This window comes from Okeania sp. SIO2C9, assembly GCF_010672455.1.
Classification (GTDB): domain Bacteria; phylum Cyanobacteriota; class Cyanobacteriia; order Cyanobacteriales; family Microcoleaceae; genus Okeania.
On sequence record NZ_JAAHGO010000003.1, the window covers coordinates 337,595 to 361,508 of the forward strand.

The window sequence follows — 23,914 nt, forward strand, 5'->3', positions numbered from 1 at the left end:
TCTGCGTAAGTCCTAAAGGTATTTCTATTATTGCGACCGATAGAGAAGCAATCTCAAACCTAGATTTTGCTCCTCTAATACCAAGCGTGAAAAAAGAATGTTACAAATAGTTCCAAACTTTAGTTGTCGAATAATTTGCTGAAATTACTGAAGCATCAAAGTTTTGAACTATAAAATCTGACTTTTGCTTTTTGATTTTTGCCTTTTGACTTTTGAATTCCGTGAAACGGTATAACGTGTAAGTCCTAAAAGTACTTGTAGTTGACTATTTGTAATTTATTAGTAGGTGTTCTGTTCTGATTCAACCAAGGAGATTTAGACTATGGTCTTAGGAAGTTCTGTAACCGTCACCAATACCTTTGAGGATGCCACTATCACAAGTGGTGTGCAAGCTGTTTTTGGCTTGAGCGATCCAATAACAGTGGTCGATCCAGGAGTAGAATTATCTAACTTCATCGGTTTTTATGACATTGACATTAGTGATGATGGGTTAACCATGACCCTAGTGGATAATTCTGGGGCAACCGATCTAGTTATTCCAGACGATCGCTTTGATCGATATTATTTTGAGTTTGACACTAGCACCATTGCCTCAGCTAGTCTTGACGGTCTGAGCGAATTGAATGAATTTGCTACTGTTCAAGTTTTAGACCCAGGATTTGTACTAGACGCCTCCGATATCTTTGGAACAGGTATTTCTACGCCCATCGAATTTGAAACTGGAGGCTTATTGGTAGAATTAGGCCCAGGTACTGACCTAACAAATATAGGTGTTTCTGCCACCATCGACTTTGAGGAAGATAGTTCAGAAGAGTCAATTTTAGGTGATTCAGCAACGGTTCTCAATACCTTACAAGATACTGTTATCACAGGTGGGGTTGAGGCTACTTTCGGCGAAATTGGAGGCCCTGAAATCATTACCAATGATGTCGAATTTCCTAACTTTATTGGCTTTTACGACATTGATATTAGTGACACCTCCCTCACAATGACCTTAGTTGACAATTCTCAAGCGGACAGTCTGCTTTTTCCTGCCGATCGCTTTGATCGGTATTATTTTGAGTTTGACACTAGCACCATTGCCTCAGCTAGTCTTGATGGCCTGAGCGAATTGAATGAATTTGCGACTGTTCAAGTTTTAGACCCAGGATTTGTACTAGACGCAGCCACGGATATCCTGCCATCAGATATTTCTACGCCCATCGAATTTGAAAATGGGGGTTTATTGGTGCAATTTGGACCAGGCACTGACTTAACGAATCTAGGTGTTTCTGCCACCATCGACTTTGTGAGAGCTAGTTCTGTAGCTATAAATGAGACTGGTACTCCTGAAAGCGAGCGCCTAAGTGGTGCAGAAGGAGATGATACCATTGTTGGTCTGGCTGGTAATGATACTATTGATGGCAGCGGTGGGGATGACCAAATCATTGGTAGTAGAGGTAGTGACTCTCTTTATGGAAAAGATGGCAATGATACTATCGAAGGGCGTCAAGACAACGATCGCCTCTTTGGTGGCAATGGAGATGACTTACTTTTAGGTGGTCAAGGTCGCGATCGCCTGAACAGTGGTGCAGGTAACGACACTCTCATTGGTGGTGCAAGTATTGACCGCTTTATTTTCAGTACAAATGATGAATTTGACTTAGAGGAGCTTGGAGTAGATGAAATTAGTGACTTTGTTCCGGGGCAAGATATAATTTTACTTGGTAAAAGCACTTTCACTGCTATTGCTAGTGATTCAGGGGAAGGCTTCAGTCTAGATGGTGAATTTACTACAGTTACCAGTGATGCCGATGCAGAAACTTCAGCAGGGATTATTGTTTATAACAGTAGTAACGGCAAGCTATTCTACAATGCTAATGGTACAGAGGCAGAATTTGGTAGCGGTGGTGAATTTGCTAATCTGGCAAACCTTGCATCTATTAGTGAGAATGATTTCTTCCTGAGAGTATAAGCGTATAGGGATTGACATCCTGCTTCATAAAACCGATATAAAACGTCATCATTAGTGACATCTTAATGTTTACTTCCTACTTCCACCGGAACTGTCGGCAGCACTCCGTCCACAGGCATCAACGGTCGAGCCGACCGCATTTCTTAAATTAATTGAGGCATTCAAGTCTCGGTCAATTGATAGACCGCATTCTGAACATTCATAAATATAGTTATTTTTTGAGTTGTTGCTTCAATGGGTTCATAGGTTTTCACAATAGACTTGTCGCTTTATAACTTCAAAAATCCCCAAAAACCTTGTTCTATACAGCGCTTTTCGCTCTTGATGAACCACATCTTCAGAAGCAAAACTTTGTAGGGACGTTCCATGGAACGTCCCTACTGTGGTTTACCCAAATGAAAACCGCTGTAAGGATTGTAGCTATTGGTAGCTAAAAAAACTTGGAATTATTGCTCTGTCTAGGTTGGAGCGATTTTTTTCCTCTATTTAGCGATAACTCTAATACCAATAAAAGGTAATTTGTGACTCCATCCGTTTAATTCTATTGGCTTTCCACAATTATCTATTGTGTTTGCGTAGCATTCCGAAGGAAAGGAATCAGACTTACCTTTCTTCTTAAATCTTGGATATTTACAAGGGCCCTTGAAAAAACCTTTTTGACTATTGCTTGTGCGACTCTATCCCTAACGGTTGGGATTCCGAGAGACTGTTAGGGGCTTTCTGCTTCAATGCACTTGCCTTCCGAAGATTTGAAATAATTTCCTGAAATTACTATAGAAACCATACTGATAACTATTTCAATTTACTCGTCCGTACCGTGCCACAACCTCACCTCCAACATTCTCCTGACTTGTCAACCAAGCCCACATTTGGTCGCCTAGAGAAAAATGCCACCATTCCTGTTGATGTTGCTGAAACCCTACCGATAACATTACTTCTGCCAATAACTGTCGGTGTTGATGATATTTCTGAGCTTCCTCATTTTTACTCTCCAAAAAATGATTCGGATAAGAACGGGGTGATAACTCATCAATAGGAGAACCCATATCAACAGTTTTGCCATTAGCATCCACCAAGGTTACATCCACCGCAGCACCCGTACTATGAGGTGGTGGGGTAGCAGGGTCTAGACTAGGAGCAGCCCAAAACTGATAAACTAACTCTAAAATTTCTTGACGTTTTGCTTCTGTCAGCTCCGGACTATCTAATGTTAAACCTTCAGCTTTTACTGTTTCTACAAAAGTGTAATCTACCATAAATTGTTGTACAGCAATGGGGCGATAAGCATCAAATATTTGGATGTGCCAACTGGGATATTTTGTTTGTAGTTTAGTTTGAGCTGCTATCAAACTATCTAATACTTTTTGACGTAGAAAATAAGGTGAATTTGCTGGAGATAAATGATAAGGTGCGCCTAATTTTTCATAGGGATGGGGTGATTCAGTAGCAAATTTTTCTAAGGGAATTGGGATGAGTGGTTCGTGACATTCTTGGATTTTAATTTTCTGGTATTGTTTCATCATAAATTGGCACCCAGCTATCAGTAGTCAGCTTATTTATTTCCCTGATTCTATCAATTAAAAGGTGGGAGCGATTGATTATAGCAGAAGGAAGAAGGAAGAGGGAAGAGGGAAGAAGGAAGAAGGAAGAAGGAAAAATCTTGTGTTGTCTGAGTTTTAAGCTTTTGATATGTCCGCGCCCTTTCCTTGGACTGCTATATTGGTAAATTTAAAGCAATATTTTACCTAGAATCACTCTTATGGCCAGCGCTATAATTTTTAATGAGCGCGCCTGGATGAATGGTGCGTGTATAATTATGACATCGAATCATAATTATACACAAATATTAATAGTTTATCTAGTAGACATTTTGGGTAAATTTAGTTATAATAATAAATGTAGTCAAGGAATTAATAATATCTTTGCTAGTAATTGAGGCCAAATTAAAAGGCAGTCAAAATCAGTACAAAGTTTTAGATGAAATGATTCTCACCGGTCAATTCATCAGAAACAGTTGTTTGCGCTATTGGATGGATAATAAAGATGTCAAACGCAATGACTTACAAAAGCTTTGTTCACAACTAGCAAAGGATAGTAATTTTCCTTGGGTTAAAAAACTAAACTCTCAAGCTAGGCAGGCATCAGCCGATAGAGCATGGCAATCAATACAGCGATTCTACAAAAATTGTAGACTGAAATTACCAGGTAAAAAGGGTTATCCTAAATTCAAAAAGTTTACTCGTTCAGTAGAGTACAAATCGACAGGTTATAAACTATCTGCAGACAGAAAGAAAATTGAATTTAAAGATGGTTTTAAAGCAGGTGTATTTGAGTTGTGGACAAGTCGCGATCTAGTTTGGTATTCAGAACAGCAAATAAATCGTGTAAGGGTTGTTAGACGTGCAGATGGTTATTATTGTCAATTTTTAGTAAATGTAGAGAGAAAAGAAGGTCATAAATTTGAGGGTAATGTAGTAGGAATTGATTTAGGTTTAAATGCTTTTTATACTGATAGTGATGGGAATGCTGTAGAAAATCCTAAGTATTTGAGTTCCTCAGAAAAACGGTTAAAGAAACTACAACGTAGAGTGTCACGTCGTTATCACAAAGGTAAGCCCCAGTCAAATAACTATCACAAGGCAAGAAAACAATTAGCTAGGCAGCACCTCAAAATCAGTAGACAGCGTAAAGACCATGCAGTAAAGACTGCACGGGCGTTAATCCAATCTAACGATTTGGTAGTATACGAGGATTTGAAGATTGCTAACCTAGTTAAAAATCATCACTTAGCTAAGTCCATATCTGATGCAAGCTGGTATCAGTTCACAGAATGCTTAGAATACTATGGTAAGTTCCATGGAATTGCTTGCATAGCAGTACCTCCACATTTTACTAGCCAAAATTGTTCAAATTGTGGGCAGACAGTTAAGAAATCATTATCAGTTAGAACCCACAAATGTCCGCATTGTGGTTATATAGCAGACCGTGACCATAACGCAGCAAAGAACATTTTGGCAAAAGGATTAGAAATGTTGGGGGCAATAGTAAACAGTACCGAGGGGCACTCGGAATCTGGGGGAAACCCAAAAGCTACGGGAGAGTCTGACCACTGGTTTGACGATAGCAATATTGCTAATCTAAGTCATCTCTGTGAGCGTAGAATCATCAATGATGAGAATCCCGCATCATAATCTTTGATTTGATGCCGGGAGTATGTCAAAAAAAGCAGCTACTACAGAGCAAGGAATAACTTACATTCAATTAGATAGAACAGAAAAATTTCAGTCCTATAAAGACTTATTTTTAGAAGCGCAACGAATTCTGTCTGGTCTAAGAAAATTAGGATTGCAACCTCAAGATCGAGTAGTGTTTCAAATTGAGTCCTATTAAGACTTTATCAGTGCTTTTTGGGGATGCGTCCTAGGCGGTTTTGTACCAGTTCCCGTCACTCATATTAACTATACACCCAAACAAGTCAACAAAACTGTTAGCAAACTTGCCTATACCTTACAGATGCTGGAACAACCATTATTGTTGACAGATGCTAGTTTTGTTGCTGAAATTCCTAATTTGCCAGAACTTTTGCAGATTGGAAAGTTTCCAGTACGGACAGTTGCAGAGTTGTGCGACTGCAAACCAGACTCCAACTTTTACTATAGTCAACCGGATGATGTTGCTGTGATGATGTTGACTTCGGGTAGTACAGGGATGCCAAAAGGAGTTTTACTCAGCCACAAAAATTTGTTGAGCCAAACTATGGGTTCGGTACAAATGAACGGTTTTACCAGAGAAGATATTAGTTTAAACTGGATTCCGATAGATCATGTGGCGGGACTAATATATTTCCATATTCGGGATGTTTATCTAGGAAGTAGACAGATACATTTTCCTTTGCAATTATTTCTACAAGAACCTCTTATTTGGCTAGATTTAATCGATCGATTTCGGGTTAGCATTGCCTTAGGCCCAAATTTTGCATATAGCTTGGTTAATGACTGTGCTGATGCGAACCCAAAACGCCAATGGGATTTATCGTCGATGAAATTTTTCTTAAACGGAGCTGAAGTCATTGTTGCGAAAACAGCACGGGGTTTTTTGCAACTACTGACTCCTCACCAACTAGCACCTACAACCATGCGTCCTTCTTGGGGGATGGCAGAAATTTCCTCCGGCGTCACTTTTTCCAATAACTTTTCGCTCTCATCAACCACAGATAACGATTTATTTGTGGAAGTTGGAGCGCCCATTCCTGGAGTTGACCTGCGAATTGTAGATGACCAAAACCAGGTAGTTGCAGAGGAAGAAATTGGTACGTTACAGGTTAAGGGGTTAACGGTAACATCTGGTTATTATCAAAATCAGGAGGCGAACCAACAAGCTTTCACTGAGGATGGATGGTTCAAAACGGGAGACTTGGGGTTTCTCAAGGATGGGAGTTTAACAATTACCGGGCGACAGTAAAGATGTGATTATCATTTGTGGTAACAACTATTATAGCCACGATATTGAAGCTGCGGTGGAAGAAGTTAAAGGAATTGAAGTCTCTTATACTGCTGCCTGTGCGGTCAGAAAACCTGGAGACAATACTGATAGATTAGCAATCTTTTTCAGTGCAACTGACACTAAGGATAATTCCTTAAACGCACTAATACAGAAAATTCGGAACAATGTTGTCGAAAAGATTGGGGTGAATCCAGATTACCTAATTCCGGTTCCCAAAGAGATGATTCCGAAAACAGCGATCGGCAAAATTCAGCGTCAGGAACTTAGAAAAAGGTTTGAAGCGGGTGAATTTAATGAGGAGTCAGGAGTCGTAGGGGCGATTCGCGAATCGCCCGTACAGGAGTCAGGAGGGAAGAAAGAAGAGGATTCAATAATTTAGAATTTAGAATTTAGAATTTAGAATTTAGAATTTAGAATTATATCAAATCCCTTGGCTTCGGAGTAATATAATTCTGTTAATCGTTATACAATCGGTAAGGGCGAATGGCCTGTAAAGTCCCTACCCCGATCTTTAAAGATTGAATAACACCGATGCTACCGGATTCGATATAAAAACATTCTCCATCTTCACCATTACCAAATATTTATAAATTTTTTCCCTCCTGACTCCTGTCTCCTGTCTCCTGACTCCTACTTCAAAAAGGAGAAAGTTTTTTGGTCGCGTAAGCGGAACGGAGTTCTATCGCGCTCTTATCCGGACATGATATTACGCATAACCACCAAATATATTAGGGGTTAACGGCCGTTAACCCGTACAAATGGTGTATATATAATTTCGTCTTTTGCGTAATTCCTATTTAAGCGCAACTTCATAGAGAAGATGATTTTGTCAGAGAGCAGAAATCATAATCCCCGTGTCTCCGTGTCTCCGTGTCAGCCGAAATCATCCCAGTATTCAGCAACGCCAAAAATAAGAACCTCACCAGATATCTGGTGAGGTTCTTAAATAAATTTAGCTATAAGTAACCTACAGTAACTAGATATTAGTCAAGGTTAGTCATAGATAGAACTGGCTCTGTTTCACGGTCAAGACCTTTCTCAAAACCACCTTCAGCAGCACGAGCGCGTCCCGCGTGCCATAAGTGACCAATTAAGAAGAAAAAGCCAAGAATGAAGTGAGCTGCAGCTAACCAAGCACGAGGGTTAACATAGTTGAACCCGTTAATATCAGTGATAATGCCACCTACAGAGTTGATGGAACCGTTAGGAGCATGGGTCATGTACTCAGCAGCACGACGTACTTGCCAAGGCTGAATATCGTTCTTTAGTTTATTCAAGTCGAGACCATTAGGACCACGAAGAGGCTCTAACCAAGGACCACGGAAGTCCCAAAAACGCATTGTTTCACCACCGAAGATGATTTCACCAGTAGGAGAACGCATCAGGTACTTACCAAGACCAGTTGGACCTTGAGCAGAACCAATATTAGCACCTAACTTTTGGTCACGGACTAAGAATACAAAAGACTGAGCTTGAGAAGCTTCAGCGTTAGTTGGGCCGTAGAATTCGCTAGGATAAGCAGTATTGTTAAACCATACGAAACACGCAGCAATCAAACCCATTAAGGATAGAGCACCCAAACTATAGGAAAGATAAGCCTCTCCAGACCAGATGAAAGCACGACGTGCCCAACCAAAAGGCTTAGTTAAAATATGCCAAACACCACCGAAGATACAAATCAGACCGATCCATATATGACCACCGATGATATCTTCCATGTTGTTAACACCGATGATCCAGCCTTCACCACCAAAAGGTGCTTTGACTAGATAACCGAAAATAACAGCAGGATCGAGAGTAGGGTTCGTGATTACCCTGACGTCTCCACCACCTGGTGCCCAAGAATCATAGACACCACCGAAGAACATGGCCTTAAATACCAACAACAGGGCACCACAACCTAATAGGATTAAGTGGTAACCGATGATGTTAGTCATCTGGTTCTTATCTTTCCAGTCATATCCAAAGAAAGAAGAATATTCTTCGAGTGTTTCTGGACCACGAACGGCATGATAAATACCGCCTAAACCAAGAACAGCAGATGAGATTAGGTGCAAAACACCTACTACAAAGTATGGAAATATATCAGTTACCTCACCACCAGGACCTATACCCCAGCCTAAAGTAGCAACGTGAGGCATTAGGATCAAGCCTTGTTCGTACATTGGCTTTTCTGGGACAAAGTGACCAACTTCAAATAAAGTCATTGCTCCTGCCCAGAATACGATTAGACCTGCGTGAGCAACGTGAGCACCTAGCAGTTTACCGGATAGATTGATTAGACGGGCATTTCCAGACCACCAGGCGAAACCGGTGGACTCGATGTCGCGACCTCCCATCATGGAAGAATTAGAGAGCGTTACCACGTGGTAGAACCTCCTCAGGGAATATAAAGTTTTGATGTGGTTGATCTTGAGGAGCCATCCATGCTCGGATACCCTCGTTCAACAAAATGTTTTTGGTATAAAATGTTTCAAACTCTGGGTCTTCTGCTGCCCGTAACTCTTNGGTCTTTTACTATCTTGTTCAACTTTCAGCTTTTGTAAAGTAACTTTAGCGTGATTTTTCGTATTTCATATTAGTAGTGAAGAAATTGAGTAAAAAAACCACTGTTTTTACCTAAAATCTACCACCTAAAATCTACAATCTTCTTCCAGGGTGGGTAGATATTGTTTTGGCTCTAAAAAACCTGCTAATTTTTGAGTGTCTTTAATTCTACGCTGCCATAATCATTGTGATAGATATTTTACGGATAATTTTGGTGCATAATTTTTGACAATTTCAACAAATGAATTAGGGGGATTATCAGAGGCATAAAGTTGCCAATAATTTCTGACTTCAGACATATTTGATAAATTTAATTTATTGTCACTAAGTTACTGTTACGTGTCAGGTTTTAGGTGATAGGTTTTAGGTGGTAGGTCGTATAGCAAAGTGCGCTTATGTATTTACAATTTTTGTTGACTCAGGCTTACTTTAGAGGGTTTAGGCTGTAAATATGCCAGAGCTCACTGCTATAGGTGGTAGATGAAAAAATAGGAGTCAGGAGAAATAGGAATTATAGAGTGAAGTAGTCGAAAAAACTGTTCCTTGATTTTTTTGCCATAATCATCCCAAAATACTAGCTTTTTGAGTATTTTCCATTGAAAAGCTGATACTTTTTTCAACCCCAAAAATGATTGAGTCTTTATTTATCAATACTTTGAGAATTAATAGGTAAGCCCTAATTATTAATTATTAATTATTAATTATTAATTATTTAAGACCTTCTTCAATCAAATAATTCTTCATAGGTAAATTGTTCTTTCATAAAAGGAACTTTGACAGTAAATATTGAGCCTTTATTAACTTCACTTACTACACCAATATCCCCACCCATCATTTTACAAAAGTGACGACTAATAGCTAAACCCAAACCAGTACCTCCATATTTGCGTGTTGTTGAATTATCAGCTTGAGTAAATGGTTGAAATAAAATATTCATTTGCTTTTCTGATATACCTATGCCAGTATCAGCAACACTTAAAATTAACATTTTATTCGGGGTAAATTTATCATTTTGAACAGTACAATCCTCATCATTGCTAATAATTTTAACCTTCAAACTAATGTTGCCATTTTCTGTAAACTTCGCTGCATTGCTCAGAAGATTTAAAATCACTTGGCGCATTTTATTAGGGTCAGCTACTATTAATTCCTGATTATCTTCGCAGATAATTTCTAATGTATTACTATTTTGCTCAATTAATGGTTGAATAGTAGCTACGACATTTTCAATTAATGCCATTATCTTGAAACTTTCCAAGTGGACATCCATTTTACCTGCTTCAATTTTTGAAAGGTCGAGAATATCATTTATTATTGTTAATAAATGTCTTCCCGCAGTATGAATATTATCAAGGTCGTGAACAAAGTCTTCAGAACCTAAATCCCGAGCATCTTCTAATAAAATTTCACTATAGCCAATAATAGCGTTTAATGGTGTTCGTAATTCATGACTCATATTTGCTAGAAATACACTTTTTGCTCGGTTTGCTGCTTCTGCTTCATCTTTTTCTTGTTTTAAACGTTTATTTTCTTTGAGTTGTCTAACATTTTCTAATGTTTTTTTAATCGTAATTTCTAAATCTTCAAAATCTATAGGTTTAGTCAAAAAATCAAAAGCACCTCTATTCATTGCCGACCTGATTTTTTCCATATCGTCATAAGCAGAAATAATTACTGCTTTAATATCAGGATATTTATCTTTAAGATTATCTAACAAAGTTAATCCATCCATTAAAGGCATATTAATATCAGTTAATACGATATCTATGCTCAATTCTTCTGACAATATTTCTAATGCTTCTACACCATCTCTAGCAAAAATAAACTCTAGTTCTTTTTGTTTGATTTTTTTTCTAAAGTTACGGATGATCAGTGATTCAAAATCAGGCTCATCATCTACAACAAGTATTTTTGATGACATAATATTTTAACTAATAAGCCGATTACTTTAAATTTGTCAATTAATTATAATCAATAATCATAAATATTATAAAGCTTCTTATGTCGGTGAGGTGAGGTATGTTATACATCGAAATTATGCTTCTTGTATTGACTTAGAATGAACTACAAGGGAGTAAACTTTAACTATTACTCTCTTTTCAAGTCCTTTTTTCTAAAGTCCCCAATTTTCACCCAATCTCTCATTCAATTGATAAAACCTGCAATAAGTTACAATGAGTATGACTTAGATATTACTTCCACACAAACTTTTTGATTTTGAGATAATAATCAAGCCTTTCTTCTCTCTTAAATCTTAAACTTTTCCAGAAGTATTGCTTTTTTTTCCTTATTTTATATCAAATTCGACATTAGAGCTATACTGCGAGTGTCTTACTAAAGATAGCGAGAATTATTATATTTTACTCATAAAAAATTCCTATAGTGACTGGAGCAATTTTTAAGATCATCCTAAATCCGGTTGATAAAGTATCTTTATTATGTATATGGTATATGGAGAGACAGGGTGTAAGGTAGATAAGAGAGGTTTGAATTTTATATCCTATAAAATATCTTTAATAACCGGATTTGGTATCATCTCTATGGAATTGTACCTATAATTTAATTCAATAATTTTCAGCTAAATTGATATTTCTGGAATATTATCTATACTTAATCTTAAATCAGCAGAAATAATTGTAGACTGAATATTTACTTCTTTGTCCTGAACTTTTAGAAAACGCTGACAACGATTAATAAATTGACAAGAATGACAACTCTCAATCTGTTGAACTTGAGGAAATTCTTTCCCATTTTCCTGATAAGTTTTTAACCAATCATTTAATCGATATAATATTTGCTTTAAATCTCGCTCAGTTTTTTTGTGTGCCTGTTGATTATAAGAAAATGTTAGTTTTGCAGGTAACTTTTGACTTTTTGGTTCGATAAACCAATAGGTCATCGAAACTGCTTCTGGCAAATATTTGCTAGTTTCAACTAGAGTGTAAAGATATAAGCGTGTTTGCCAATTTTGAGCTAACTTTGTTTGATTTTGAGGAAAGCTATAAGTTTTCCAATCAAAGATTTGTGCTTGTTGAATATCGGCAATCAATAAATCGTAAATAACCGTCAATATATAATCATTAAAATTAATACTAAGACTATGTTCAGCTTGACGGAAAATTATATTATCTTGGGTTTCAGGATTTAATATTTCTGGTGCTGCTTGAAAAAAAATTTCAAAACAGTGCTGCATTTCTTGATTTTCTAACATTAAAGATTCTATTGGTAATCCTAGTTCTCTTTGCTGCATTAATAAGTGAAACTGACTACCCCAATTTAGTCTTTCTTGTTGTGCTGGTGTTGTTGGTACGCTCAGATTATCAAGATAGAGATGTTGGAATTTACGAGGGCAAGTTGTAAGTAGATTCAGGTGTTGTTGAGAGAGTCTATATTTTGCCATTAGTAATATTATGTTCGGTTGAATAGTTATAGGAAGGAGTTAGGAATTAGGAATTAGTAAGAAAGAATAGGAAGTTTTCAGGTATAAACAGGAAAAAGTTTTTTTGTCATTAGACATCTCCGAAAAAGATATATACTTTTTGTACATAGTAGGTAACAGCTCATCTTACAACAGGCAAAAGGGAAGATATTTTTAGGAAAAATGTACTAAACATGATTTAGGGAAGTTAATTTTACAACTCTAGCTTATGTTAAACAAAGGGCAAGTTTATTTTCTGGAGATATCTATTAATTATCTGGAGATGATATAGCGTTTATCAGTCAGCGTGAGGTACACTCTTATCTTTACTTCACTATTAGACATCTCCAGAAAAGAGGGAATAGGGAATAAAGAATAGGGAGTAGGGATTAGGGGAAAAGAACTGATAATTTCTGTACGATAATTGATTTTATTTTTGATTTTTGGAGATGTCTATTGCCTGTTGCCTATTGCCTGTTGACTATTGCCTAAAACAAACGAATTTTGTACCTCACGCTTCTTGGTAATTGCTATATCAACTAGTGCAGGATGGCCGAAATAACTGACCAGTTACAAAATCCTAAAACAATTACAAATCAATACCTCAACAAAAAGACTTCCATAAGCAAACCCTAACTACTATTATTTTGACTTATTTAAACTTGTCTATGTCTTGGATAAGTAGCTACAAATACTCAAATAATTAAAAATTATCAAAAATCAAATCTTAATAATACTGAATAACCCTGATGCTAACGGATTTCATATCAGGACTCAGAAAGCACGAAGTAATCCCTTAGTATAATTTTTGTCAACTCAAGGGTGAATATCTACAGGAAATTTAAGTTTTTTTCTTGCTCTTAAGCCTTCTTCCTTATTCCTTCTTCCTTCTTTACTTCTGAAAAATTGTGGGTATGCGCCTCCCCTTTTAAGGGGATAATAAGCGGTCGATCTTCGGAGCTTCCCGTAGGGTGGGATGGCGTTAGCGGAGCGGCTCTGATAAGAGCGGGTCTCCTCGCCATATCCAATCGACCAAGAGAAAAAAAATTTCATTATTAGTCAATCCTCTTCAATTCATAGAGAGGTAATTATTCATTATTCATTATTCATTATTCATTGTTGAATCTTCCTTTTTCCTTACCTTTCTATATTGATTAGTTATTTCTTTCTGTTTCTTCTCTATTATTGTTTCTGCCGAATTTAGCATCTTGAAAAGAATTACCAAGACCCTGAAAAATACCTCTCCCAATTAAACCGATACCACGTCCAACTACCTGAGTAAGTAAATAAACAATTCCACTACCAATAAAAGAAACAGTAGCACGAACACCAGGAGCTATTGCATCACGAGTTTCTAGAAGTAATGTTACTGTAAGTGGAATACCTGAAAGTTTTGCTAATTCGTGTCTACGAGGTGAATAAATCGCCATTTTTTTAATCCCACTTTCATTCAAAACAAACAAAGAAAAATTACTCTCAAAAATCGCTTTTGGTTCCCCTACATATTCTTCTATACGATATCTCCAAGATAAACTATTACGGAAATTTTCAATGTCTCGTGTTGATAATAACTGCCGACTATAAAAATCTTCTTTAATTTGTTCGACATCGGCAAAATTATTTAATAAAGGATACATCACAGCATTAGCAATTGAAATTAATAAATTTTGCAATAAAGCTTCAGAAAGTTGCATAGCTTCAGGAGTACCTACAGCACAAGATTTATTATCAACCACTAAAGGAACTTCAAATAATAAATACGCTATTAATTCTTCAACTAAAGGAATCTTATTCAGAATAAATTCATGCACATTTTCTACATCATTTAACAATACTGGCATTACTTCTACTCTAATTTTTTCTGCAAAATAATTGAGTGTCATTGTTCTACTACTTATTTCTACTTGATAGTATTTACTAAAAAAAACTTGGGTCGTAACTTCCCACAAATTACTGACAATCTCATTTCTTTTTTGTGGTATTTCTTCCCGCAAAATAGGAGTAATACGCAGTTGATCAAGAATATCTTCAAATTTACATAAAGCTATACATATTAGTTCTTGCTTCTTAGTAGTTCGCAAGATATCAGTTTCCATTGGTAATCTACTAAGATTAATTAAATTAGAATTTAATTTAGAGATTGTTGCTTCAAATATTGCTGTTTGTACATTTATTTCTTCAGTAGGAGTATGAGAAATAACTTCTGAATTTTTTGTTGGTACAATTTGCTCATTACTATTCACGAGATTAGATTTTTTATTCCTCTGTAACCCCGTAATATATTGCAGTTGTGAGTCAAAAAAATTATCTCTATTTACATATTTTTGTGGCTGTTTTTGCAGACTAAAAGAACGAGGTAATAATTGATTAACAATCCATCTTGCAGTTAATAATTCTCGACGTTGCCCAGAATTAATCGCTACATTAAGTACAGAAGTTAAATTATTTCGATCTAAATTTTGTAGACTTTCATCTAGTTGAGAAGTGATTTCTGCAAGAGACAAATCTATCTGTTTTAGTCCCGAATTACAAACATTGTAACGAAGAGTTTTGAAAAAGTTTGCTGTTTGAACTTTTAGATTTGAAGTTGTCACTTTGCCATAATTTTCTGGCACATCTAGAGAATTATTTACCCAATAAGACTGACCATTTGCAACTTGTCGAATAATAGTTTCTAACTTAGAAATACTTATTCCTTTAGGGCAGTACCCACTAACACCTAATTCTTGCATTAATGCTAATAATGCAGTGTCTTGTAGGGATGTTAATAATAATATTAATAATTGAGGATATGAAGTTTTTAGCTCTTTACAAAAGTCAATTCCAGAGATTTTAATATCCTGTGTAGTTTTATCGGATGAATTCTGGGTTTCTATATCTAAAATTATCAAAAATTTTTTTTCTTGTGTGATCAAATTTTGAATAATTTTTATAGCTTCTGCTCCTACCTCTGCCTCATCTAGTATTTCAATGTCTGAAAACTGCTCGCAAGCAAATTTTAACCCCATCCTAAAGATAGGATCGTTATCAATGAGCAGCAATTGTAATGCTGATTCACCATTCATAAATTGATTTGGAATTGAGATATTTAAGGGCACTAATAAGTAACATTATGACTTTTAGTAGTCAATATAAATATAAATGCTAAAAGTCCCCTTGCTTTATACCAGATATAATATTTAGAGATAATTTTATATCTAATTTTTGTTGATTTAAATGAATTTAAATTAACTTTCTACTCCAGACTTCATACTTTGTTCAGCAAAGCCTATTATCTAAGACTGACTAACTAGGGCTTGCTGATTAAATCTAAAAGTATTTACAGATAAAGGTTTTACCCTTTTTTGGGCTTTTAAAAAGTGCATGGTTTTCAGCTCTTCATGCTCAAAAAGTTAATATTTTGGGCGCATAGTTGGGTAGAAAAATCATTCTTACAATTCTTACTCCTACCTCCTCTAAGTACTCATTTCTCCTGTATCCTGTCTCCTGTATCCTGTCTCCTACCCTTACCCATAAGACTTTTTCAGCAAACCCTAACTAAATAATTGGCATGAGTTTAAGAGATTTTTAGACAAGAAACATAGTCGGTCAATTTCAGCATAAAACCGATGATTTTTCTGAATCATAAGTCTCTCAACTAATCTCATAAATCTAAGGAGTTAAAATTCCTAAAAGCTCGGAGCATTTATTCATTTTTATTATTCTTGAGTCTTGAATTCTCAGCCAATTTCATTATACCATTAAACATAATGGTCGAAAGTTATTAAATTTTGCCAAATATTTAGTAGCTGGTTAGTACCAATAAGCGAAGATATTTGACATTATTTGACCATATTTATGTACAACGTTTATTATACCAGAACTTACACCATTTCTCTGTAACAATGCCCTTAATAATTGTTGCTCAGACCTTATTAAACCGACTATTCTCATCTTTATATTAAGTGCAACTTCATAGAGAAATGGTATTACACATTTAAGATAGATAAAATTTTTCCTGCTTCTGTTTTCCCTCTAGCGGAAACTCTTTTTTTGAGTTTAAATACCTAACTGATAAATATTGATTGGCTTATCATTCTTGCAGTAAATATGCATCTGAACTTGAGGCAGGAGCTGGTGCTGGTGCTGGTGCTGGTGCTGGTGCTGGTGAATAAGACCTCTGTGGTGCTGGTGAATAATATTGGGGACTAGGTGCTGGTGAATAATATTGTGGACTAGGTGCTGGTGAATAATATCTTGGACTAGGTGCTGGTGAATAATATTGTGGACTAGGTGCTGGTGAATAATATTGTGGACTAGGTGCTGGTGAATAATATTGTGGACTAGGTGCTGGTGAATAATATTGTGGACTAGGTGCTGGAGCTGGTTGATACTGTCGCCGTCTGCGAGCTTCTTCCGCTTGTTGTGCTGCCCATATAGCATCTCGTTCAGAGGCCCATTTAGAGATAGCACCTTGAGCTTCATAATAGAGAGCGCGACCATAGCCAATTTGATAAGCTGTATTAATCGCAGCAGTAAGACTGCCTTGCTCGGCTAGACCATAAGCTTGATTGAGAATTGGCCTGTCTTGGGCAATTTGTAGCTCTGTACCCCACTTATAAATCTCATCCTGAGCTTCTTCATACAAAGCACGACCACTTTCTATTTCATACGCCACATCAATAGCTTGTCCAAGCTTTCCTTCTTTTGCTAAGACTCTAGCTTCTGCTAATAATGGTGAATCTTCAATAATTTGTACTCGCTTATTCCATTCAGCTATTAGAGTCTGAGCTTCTATTCTCAAGGGACGCTCCAAAGCAACATAACTAGCTTGCTTAATTGCAGAATTATAACTATCCACAGTTTCCTGCTTCGCTAACTGTTTCGCTAAGAGGACATAAGGTTTGTCTTCTATCTTCAAAAGGTCTTTACGCCATTTAGCAATTAAAGTTTGGGCTTGGATGCGCTTTGGTTGTTCGAGGCCAACCATTTTAGCTTGCTCTATAGCTAACTTTAACGTTGCAGGTTGACCAACACTGGCGATCGCTTTAGCTAGCTGAATATGAGCTAGGTCATCTAACTGTTTTTGCAACTGTTGAATTTGAATTTGGGCTTGTTGATAATAGGGGCTATTAGAAGTAATTTGAGCTGCTGCTGCTTTTCCTTCTTCTAGGGCTACCATATTACCAACTTCAGACCCTTCTATAGATTGATTCCATGTTGCTGCTTTAGCATGGCCAAGTAAAATTAAGTCTTTGCCCTCTTTTTTAAGTTTATAGTCAGAAGGAATGTATTCAATGGCCGCAATCGCTCCTTTGAGGTCTTTTTCTTCTATACTTTTAGTTGCTATTTCGATTAAACTACGGCTCCACTTTTGAATATCTTCCTCAGCTCTGTCTCGAATGTAGAGGTTTGGGTCTATTTTTCTGGCTAGAGCGATCGCTTCTCCATACTCATTTGCTGTTTCCTCATAAATTAGATAGCGAGCATCTTTTAAGATTTGCCAACCTTTTTTTTCCAAGGCTATGCGCTCTAATATTTCTCTAAATTTAATACTTTGCCAGTGAACATTATCTAGTTTTGACATTGCTAGGGAGTAAGCGGAGGCTTTTTTCCAGTCCATAGCTTTGATCGCTTTTTCAGCCTGGTCATAAAGAGATTGACCTTCTGCCCATTGTTTTTTCCAACCTGCTACTGCCTCTTCTACTCTAGAATAAGCTGGACTGTTTTTAGGAATTTTCGCTACTGTATCTAGAGCTGCTTGTAAGTTACCCTCTCTAATTTTTTGATTAGCAACAGAAATAATTAATTTTGTCCATTCTCCTGTCATTTGCTGACCTAGTTGATAGAGAGGATGTTCTTCTGGCCAACTTTCTACTAACGCCAGAGCTGTTTCCAACTGTTCTAGGTTCCTTGACTCAGCAGCTTTGTGGGCACAATAGAGTCGTTCTCCATCTGCTGATAATGGAGAAATTTGTTGGCAGTTTGGTTGGGGTGGGTTAACCAGTAACCATAGAAGTGCTGCACCACCTGTTATCCCAAAACTTGCTGCAACACTCCACCAAATTAGCTGCCATCCCCAATAAGTTTTTGGTTTTTTATTTGCTTTTGGAGCTGTTGATCTTTGAGAATTTTTTTCTGGTTTAACTTCTGAGGTATTGTTTAACTCTCGATCTAAAGTTTGTGAGGTAGAAGTAATAGTATCTGCTAATTCTTTTTTGATTAGGGAATTACTACTATAGCCATTTTCTCCATTTTTAGAATAGCTATGGGAAACCGCCAATTTTTTTTGTTGGGAAATATTTTCTGATGACATAGTAAAGTTTACTGTGCTAATGGTACGAACTGTTAAGTAGGTTAAGATTATCTTTTAAACTAATATTATATTTAGGTTTTTTCATTACCTAGAATGTTTTTCATCCCTCCGAAGGAAAATTTTAACTTTAGGCTTGAGCTTGACCTAGAAATCTTAAATATTAAAGGTTTGTTAGCTCAAGCTAACATATAGTATAGAAAATTTTATTGTATATATATCTTATACATTTCAGCACATTGACTAAATTTTTCATTTAACCTAACCTCAGCCAAAAGTCTTGATTTTAGCAAATTTATTTAATCTTTTATCTGGGCATTTTTTTAACTATTGGATGACCTGAAAATAATTTAGGTGAGTAGCATTAAACTAAAGCATTTGTAGTTTTTTGGACCGGTTCAGAGGTAGTAGACGTTTATTATAAATGATGCTTAATTTTATGGCTGATGAGAATTAGGTCTATTCGAGTTAATTTACTGATACTTCTCAGTCAAATAGCCTTTTATTTTCTAATCTTTTATCGTTCTACTGCCAAAATCATGGCTGTAGTGACCATAAAAGTCTATACGATAGTCAGTAATCTTAACTCCTATCTGTTTTTCAATTTGCTCAAGCAACTCTTGAGGCAATTCTACATAAACATCCATAATTTGTCCCGTATCTAAGCAGTTCATATGAGAGTGAGATTCGCTTTCATGGCCATACAAGCAAGCATCAGCACGTTCAATACATTCAATAATTCCCTCTTTTGATAGAAATTCAAGATTTTGATACACAGAAGTATGACCAATTTCCTTACCTTGGCGATTTAATCGATGGTATATTTCTCTTGCTGATAGATGTTTTTTCTCTTGCCACAAAATTTCTAGTATATATCGACGCTGACGACTCAGGCGCATTCCCTTAGCCTTACAATAATTTAGAGCATCTTCTAATGAGTAAATTTGTTTCACAGCGCCAACCTTTCTCCAAATCAATTGCAAATTATTCTATAGCAATTCGTACTGAAACGTTTAGTTTTACTATTGGACAATAGCAGGGAGCAGGGAGTAGGGAGTAGTCGGAAAAACATTTCCTCTGATTCGGTTGATCATCAGCATCAGTCCTAACTATCCCGTTTTTTATGCCACCGAGCAACATCAAAAAGGCTGTATATTTTCGAAAAATCAGGTTTAAGAGGAATTTTTTGAATCAACTTGCTTCCTAATCTAAGATGATTTATGTAGCAGAGAGTAGGGAGTAGGGAGTAGTGGGAAAAACATTTCCCCTGATTCGGTTGATCATCAGCATCAGTCCTAACTATCCCGTTTTTTGCTACAGCAGTCGCCATTACTGTATTTGACAGAGCAAAAGCTTAAAACTCAGACAACACAAAATTTGTCCTTCTCTCCTAGATAACTAAACCCCTTCTCTCCTCTTCCTTCTTCCTTCTTCCCTCTTCCTTCTGCTATATAGAAAGACATTGACAATTATTTATACCTTAAAAGATGGCAATTACGATCGCCCTTAATACCGAACACTTCCATAACTTGGATTTATCTCCAGTTAAAAGTGTCATATCTCAACTGCTGACTGAAGGAGCGATCGCCTCTTCCGAACAGCAGCTAAACTTTACCATTAACTATAATCGCGACCCCCAAGACCCACGGGAACTTTCAGAAATTCCAGAAATTCGTTTATGGTTTATTCGTTTGGACAGTCTTTATCCTTGGTTGCCATTTTTGCTTAACTGGAAAGAGGGTGAATTAGCTCGTTATACCGCTATGCTTGTACCTCACCAATTTCATCGCACTGAAGGTGTCCAATATAACCCAGAAGCGTTAGAAATATTTCTGATGCAAAAAATTTTTGTCTTAAGAAAATGGCTACATCAACAAGGTATTTCTAGCAAATCTAGATTGATGTCCATGTCTCAAATGTTAGGTTACGACTTAGCAGAAGAATTTTTTAGCTCAATTCCAGAAGAAGATTAGGTGGTAGGGATGGGGAGATGGGGAGATGGGGAGATGGGGAGATGGGGAGATGGGGAGATGGGGAGATGGGGAGATGGGGAGATGGGGAGATGGGGAGATGGGGGGATGGGGGAAATTAAAAAATATATATCCTCACCATAACGGGAAAATATCAGGAACGGGCAAGATGCCCATTCCACATGGGAGTGCTAAACTACTTTGACCAAGACAGAAAACTGGAAGTTAGAGAAAATTTTTGTGAAGCAAAGACTGCCTGACAAAAAGATAGTTAGCCTTCCACTAACCCTGCTTGTGCCTTCTAACTTTCAACTTTTGCTGGCTTTAGCCTTCTCCACCCCAAATTTTATTTAAAATGTCTTGGGGTGCAATATCGCTCATTTTATCAGTAGAAGATTTGACCGCAATTACCCGATCACTCTTGGGTAATAATTTTTCTGGGTTAGTTGGACCAAATAGAGCAATAGTATATGTCCCAACTGCAACTGCTAAATGCATTGGAGCACTATCAGTACATAGCATTAAATTAGCAGCAGCGATAATAGCCGCCAATTTACCTATATCCCCAGGCATCACTACTTTGACATCTGGACAAAATTGAGTAATTTCATTGACCCAAGTTCCATCCTCAGGACCTTTGACTATCACTACTGGTAAATTAGGTTGCTTCTGCTGTAGTTCTGTAATAATCTCCTGCCAATAATTGGTAGGGTAGATTTTATCAATACCTTTAATCTGAGCTAGTTCACTAGAACCGCCATGAATCAGAACATACCCACTTTCCGACACTCCTAAAAATTTTTGTTCAGCTTCTGCCCAATCAATATCTGCTTTAGGTACATTAATAGATAGTCCCGGGAAAGGCGTTACAACATCCATTCCTGGCAATAAATCATGGTACATCTGAGCAGCATATTGTTCAGTTTTCAGGGGTATAGGGTTCGTGAGAAAAATTGCCCCATTACCTGCATAACCTACCCGTTGAGGAATTCCTGTTAACCACAGCAAAAGGCCAACTGTCCAACGTTGTCCAAGAGAAATTACTGCTTCGTATTCGCGATCGCGCATAATACCTAACAAGTTTCCCCAGTCAGCGAGACTATTGGCATCTTTGAAGTCATAGGCGAGGACATCCTGTACGGACTTACAGACTCGGTATGCACCCTTTGAGCGAGGTTCTACAATTACATCAATTTGAGATTCTGGATAAGATTTTTTTAGGTCGTCCAGAGTAGGAAAGAATAAGATTTGGTCGCCAATTCCACCAGGGACAAGGGCTAGTATTCTCATATTTAAGGAATTTAGCTTAATTATTAGTTGAACACAATAACAACCATATCTTACGATTCTGATTGGGGGTTATTTCTTTAGTAGACATTCAATTTTTACCGAAAAATTGGGTTTAAAGTCTACCCCTTTTAGGGGGACTATATACCTATATTGAATTATTAATTAGAAACATAAAACACAAAATTAAATGTATTTATTGATTCCTGCTGCTGGTATGGGGCGTCGCATGGGAAGCCAACGGAACAAGCTTTTGTTGACTCTATTGGGTAAATCTTTGCTAAGTTGGACTCTTGAGGCTGCTTTCAAATCTCATTATATTAATTGGATTGGTATTATTGGCCAGCCTGTTGATTTTCCAGATTTTCAAAAGATGATTTCTGGTTTGTCTACTAATAAGTCTATAGAGTTGATTGAGGGAGGATCGACTCGTCAGGAGTCTGTTTATAAGGGTTTACAGGCTTTACCCCCGGAGGCGGAACAGGTGTTAATTCATGATGGGGCCAGATGTTTGGCTAGTCCGGAACTATTGGATCGGTGTGCGGAGGAGATTCTGAAGTGTCCTGGTTTAATTGCTGCTGTGCCAGTTAAGGACACAATTAAGGTTGTTGATTCGTCGGGTGTAATTCAGGATACACCAGATCGTCGCAATTTATGGGCGGCTCAGACGCCTCAAGGTTTTGAGGTGAAGTTATTGAAGGAGTGTCATGAAAGGGGACGTCAGTTGGGTTGGGAGGTTACTGATGATGCTGCTTTGTTTGAAAAATGTGGTTTGCCTGTAAAGGTTGTTGCGGGGGAGGAGACTAATCTTAAGGTGACAACTCCTGTGGATTTAAGGGTAGCAGAATTTATTTTGGTAGAAGCATTGAAGAAGGAAGAAGGAAGAAGTAAGAAGGAAGAAGGCAGAAGGAAGAAGTAAGAAGGAAGAAGGCAGAAGGAAGAAGTAAGAAGGAAGAAGTAAGAAGGAAGAAGGTGTTTAGTTATATAGGAGAAAATGTGTTTAGTTATCTAGGAGAGAAAGAAAAATTTTATGTTGTCTGAGTCCTAAGCTTTTACTCTATCTGCGCCTTTTCCTTAGACTACTATAATTATTTATTTGCTCAGAAAAAAAGTGAATTTCTCCTAAGTACTGAAAGGGAGAAGGAAGAATTAAGAAGCTGTGTAGTTATCTAGGAAAAAAGCTGTGTAGTTATCTAGGAGGGAAGGAAAAATTTTATGTTGTCTGAGTTCTCAGCTTTTACTCTGTCTGCGCCTTTTCCTTAGACTACTATAATTATTTATTTGCTCAGAAAAAAAGTGAATTTCTCCTAAGTACTGAAAGGGAGAAGGAAGAATTAAGAAGCTGTGTAGTTATCTAGGAAAAAAGCTGTGTAGTTATCTAGGAGGGAAGGAAAAATTTTATGTTGTCTGAGTTCTCAGCTTTTACTCTGTCTGCGCCTTTTCCTTAGACTACTATAATTATTTATTTGCTCAGAAAAAAAAGTGAATTTCTCCTAAGTACTGAAAGGGAGAAGGAAGAATTAAGAAGCTGTGTAGTTTTCTAGGAAAAAAGCTGTGTAGTTATCTAGGAGAGAAGGAAAAATTTTATGTTGTCTGAGTTCTCAGCTTTTACTCTGTCTGCGCCTTTTCCTTCGACTACTATAATTATTTATTCGCTCAGAAAAAAAAGTGCATTTATCCTAAGTACTGAAAGGGAGAAGGAAGAATTAAGAAGGTGTGTAGTTATCTAGGAGGGAAGGAAAAATTTTATGTTGTCTGAGTTCTCAGCTTTTACTCTGTCTGCGCCTTTTCCTTAGACTACTATAATTATTTATTCGCTCAGAAAAAAAGTGAATTTCTCCTAAGTACTGAAAGGGAGAAGGAAGAATTAAGAAGCTGTGTAGTTATCTAGGAAAAAAGCTGTGTAGTTATCTAGGAGGGAAGGAAAAATTTTATGTTGTCTG

Annotated in this window: 17 protein-coding genes and 1 pseudogene; 8 read left to right on the top strand and 10 right to left on the bottom strand. The window is 37.0% G+C overall.

The window, feature by feature from the left end; all coding sequences use genetic code 11:
- The first annotated feature begins 322 nt into the window (after positions 1–322).
- On the top strand, positions 323–1,954 hold the full coding sequence (locus tag F6K23_RS03695) for a calcium-binding protein (protein ID WP_293150702.1): 1,632 nt from the start codon (positions 323–325) through the stop codon (positions 1,952–1,954).
- A 69-nt stretch (positions 1,955–2,023) separates the two neighbouring features.
- Here F6K23_RS03695 and F6K23_RS03700 read toward each other — a convergent pair whose 3' ends face one another.
- Entirely contained in the window at positions 2,024–2,161 is a 138-nt protein-coding gene (locus F6K23_RS03700; protein ID WP_293151038.1) for a zinc ribbon domain-containing protein, read from the bottom strand.
- 590 nt (positions 2,162–2,751) lie between these two features.
- Positions 2,752–3,474, bottom strand: coding sequence for a M15 family metallopeptidase (locus F6K23_RS03705; protein WP_293151040.1), 723 nt, complete (start codon positions 3,472–3,474; stop codon positions 2,752–2,754).
- A 402-nt stretch (positions 3,475–3,876) separates the two neighbouring features.
- Here F6K23_RS03705 and F6K23_RS03710 point away from each other — a divergent pair, with 402 nt between their 5' ends.
- The 4 genes from F6K23_RS03710 (at position 3,877) to F6K23_RS03725 (ending at position 6,836) form a co-directional block, all read left to right on the top strand.
- Positions 3,877–5,145 carry a transposase gene (locus tag F6K23_RS03710; protein WP_293150705.1) on the top strand — a complete coding sequence of 423 codons (1,269 nt, stop codon included), beginning with the start codon at positions 3,877–3,879 and terminating at the stop codon, positions 5,143–5,145.
- Positions 5,146–5,167: 22 nt separating this feature from the next.
- The gene (locus tag F6K23_RS03715) at positions 5,168–5,344 is read left to right on the top strand and encodes a hypothetical protein (protein WP_293150708.1); all 177 of its coding nucleotides are present in this window, start codon (positions 5,168–5,170) and stop codon (positions 5,342–5,344) included.
- A 63-nt stretch (positions 5,345–5,407) separates the two neighbouring features.
- On the top strand, positions 5,408–6,415 hold the full coding sequence (locus tag F6K23_RS03720; protein WP_375340730.1) for an AMP-binding protein: 1,008 nt from the start codon (positions 5,408–5,410) through the stop codon (positions 6,413–6,415).
- A 4-nt stretch (positions 6,416–6,419) separates the two neighbouring features.
- Positions 6,420–6,836 (top strand): hypothetical protein, encoded by a 417-nt coding sequence (locus F6K23_RS03725; protein WP_293150711.1) that lies wholly within the window; start codon positions 6,420–6,422, stop codon positions 6,834–6,836.
- A gap of 604 nt (positions 6,837–7,440) precedes the next feature.
- Here F6K23_RS03725 and psbC read toward each other — a convergent pair.
- The 7 genes and pseudogenes from psbC to F6K23_RS03765 form a co-directional block, all read right to left on the bottom strand.
- The gene (gene psbC / locus F6K23_RS03730) at positions 7,441–8,823 is read right to left on the bottom strand and encodes a photosystem II reaction center protein CP43 (protein WP_293150714.1); all 1,383 of its coding nucleotides are present in this window, start codon (positions 8,821–8,823) and stop codon (positions 7,441–7,443) included.
- Positions 8,807–8,962: pseudogene (locus tag F6K23_RS03735) on the bottom strand (photosystem II protein D2); the annotation flags it as partial. The gene psbC and the pseudogene F6K23_RS03735, both read right to left, overlap by 17 nt.
- A gap of 766 nt (positions 8,963–9,728) precedes the next feature.
- Complete coding sequence (locus tag F6K23_RS41420; protein ID WP_367267604.1) at positions 9,729–10,925, bottom strand: ATP-binding protein; 1,197 nt, start codon at positions 10,923–10,925, stop codon at positions 9,729–9,731.
- Between the two features lie 657 nt (positions 10,926–11,582).
- Complete coding sequence (locus F6K23_RS03750) at positions 11,583–12,404, bottom strand: PD-(D/E)XK nuclease family protein (RefSeq protein ID WP_293150717.1); 822 nt, start codon at positions 12,402–12,404, stop codon at positions 11,583–11,585.
- A gap of 1,172 nt (positions 12,405–13,576) precedes the next feature.
- On the bottom strand, positions 13,577–15,487 hold the full coding sequence (locus tag F6K23_RS03755) for a DUF3685 domain-containing protein (RefSeq protein WP_293150720.1): 1,911 nt from the start codon (positions 15,485–15,487) through the stop codon (positions 13,577–13,579).
- 1,007 nt (positions 15,488–16,494) lie between these two features.
- Complete coding sequence (locus F6K23_RS03760; protein ID WP_293150723.1) at positions 16,495–18,717, bottom strand: hypothetical protein; 2,223 nt, start codon at positions 18,715–18,717, stop codon at positions 16,495–16,497.
- Positions 18,718–19,223: 506 nt separating this feature from the next.
- On the bottom strand, positions 19,224–19,667 hold the full coding sequence (locus tag F6K23_RS03765; protein ID WP_293150726.1) for a Fur family transcriptional regulator: 444 nt from the start codon (positions 19,665–19,667) through the stop codon (positions 19,224–19,226).
- Positions 19,668–20,201: 534 nt separating this feature from the next.
- Here F6K23_RS03765 and F6K23_RS03770 point away from each other — a divergent pair.
- Together F6K23_RS03770 and F6K23_RS03775 are read left to right on the top strand one after the other, a co-directional pair.
- Complete coding sequence (locus F6K23_RS03770; protein ID WP_293150729.1) at positions 20,202–20,687, top strand: CRR6 family NdhI maturation factor; 486 nt, start codon at positions 20,202–20,204, stop codon at positions 20,685–20,687.
- Positions 20,688–20,712: 25 nt separating this feature from the next.
- Positions 20,713–20,889, top strand: a complete 177-nt coding sequence (locus tag F6K23_RS03775) for a hypothetical protein (protein WP_293150731.1) — start codon at positions 20,713–20,715, stop codon at positions 20,887–20,889.
- A 119-nt stretch (positions 20,890–21,008) separates the two neighbouring features.
- Here F6K23_RS03775 and F6K23_RS03780 read toward each other — a convergent pair whose 3' ends face one another.
- Positions 21,009–21,974 (bottom strand): glycosyltransferase family 9 protein, encoded by a 966-nt coding sequence (locus F6K23_RS03780; protein ID WP_293150733.1) that lies wholly within the window; start codon positions 21,972–21,974, stop codon positions 21,009–21,011.
- A 187-nt stretch (positions 21,975–22,161) separates the two neighbouring features.
- Between F6K23_RS03780 and ispD the strand changes: the two genes are divergently transcribed.
- Entirely contained in the window at positions 22,162–22,890 is a 729-nt protein-coding gene (ispD, locus tag F6K23_RS03785; protein WP_293150735.1) for a 2-C-methyl-D-erythritol 4-phosphate cytidylyltransferase, read from the top strand.
- Positions 22,891–23,914: the final 1,024 nt, after the last annotated feature.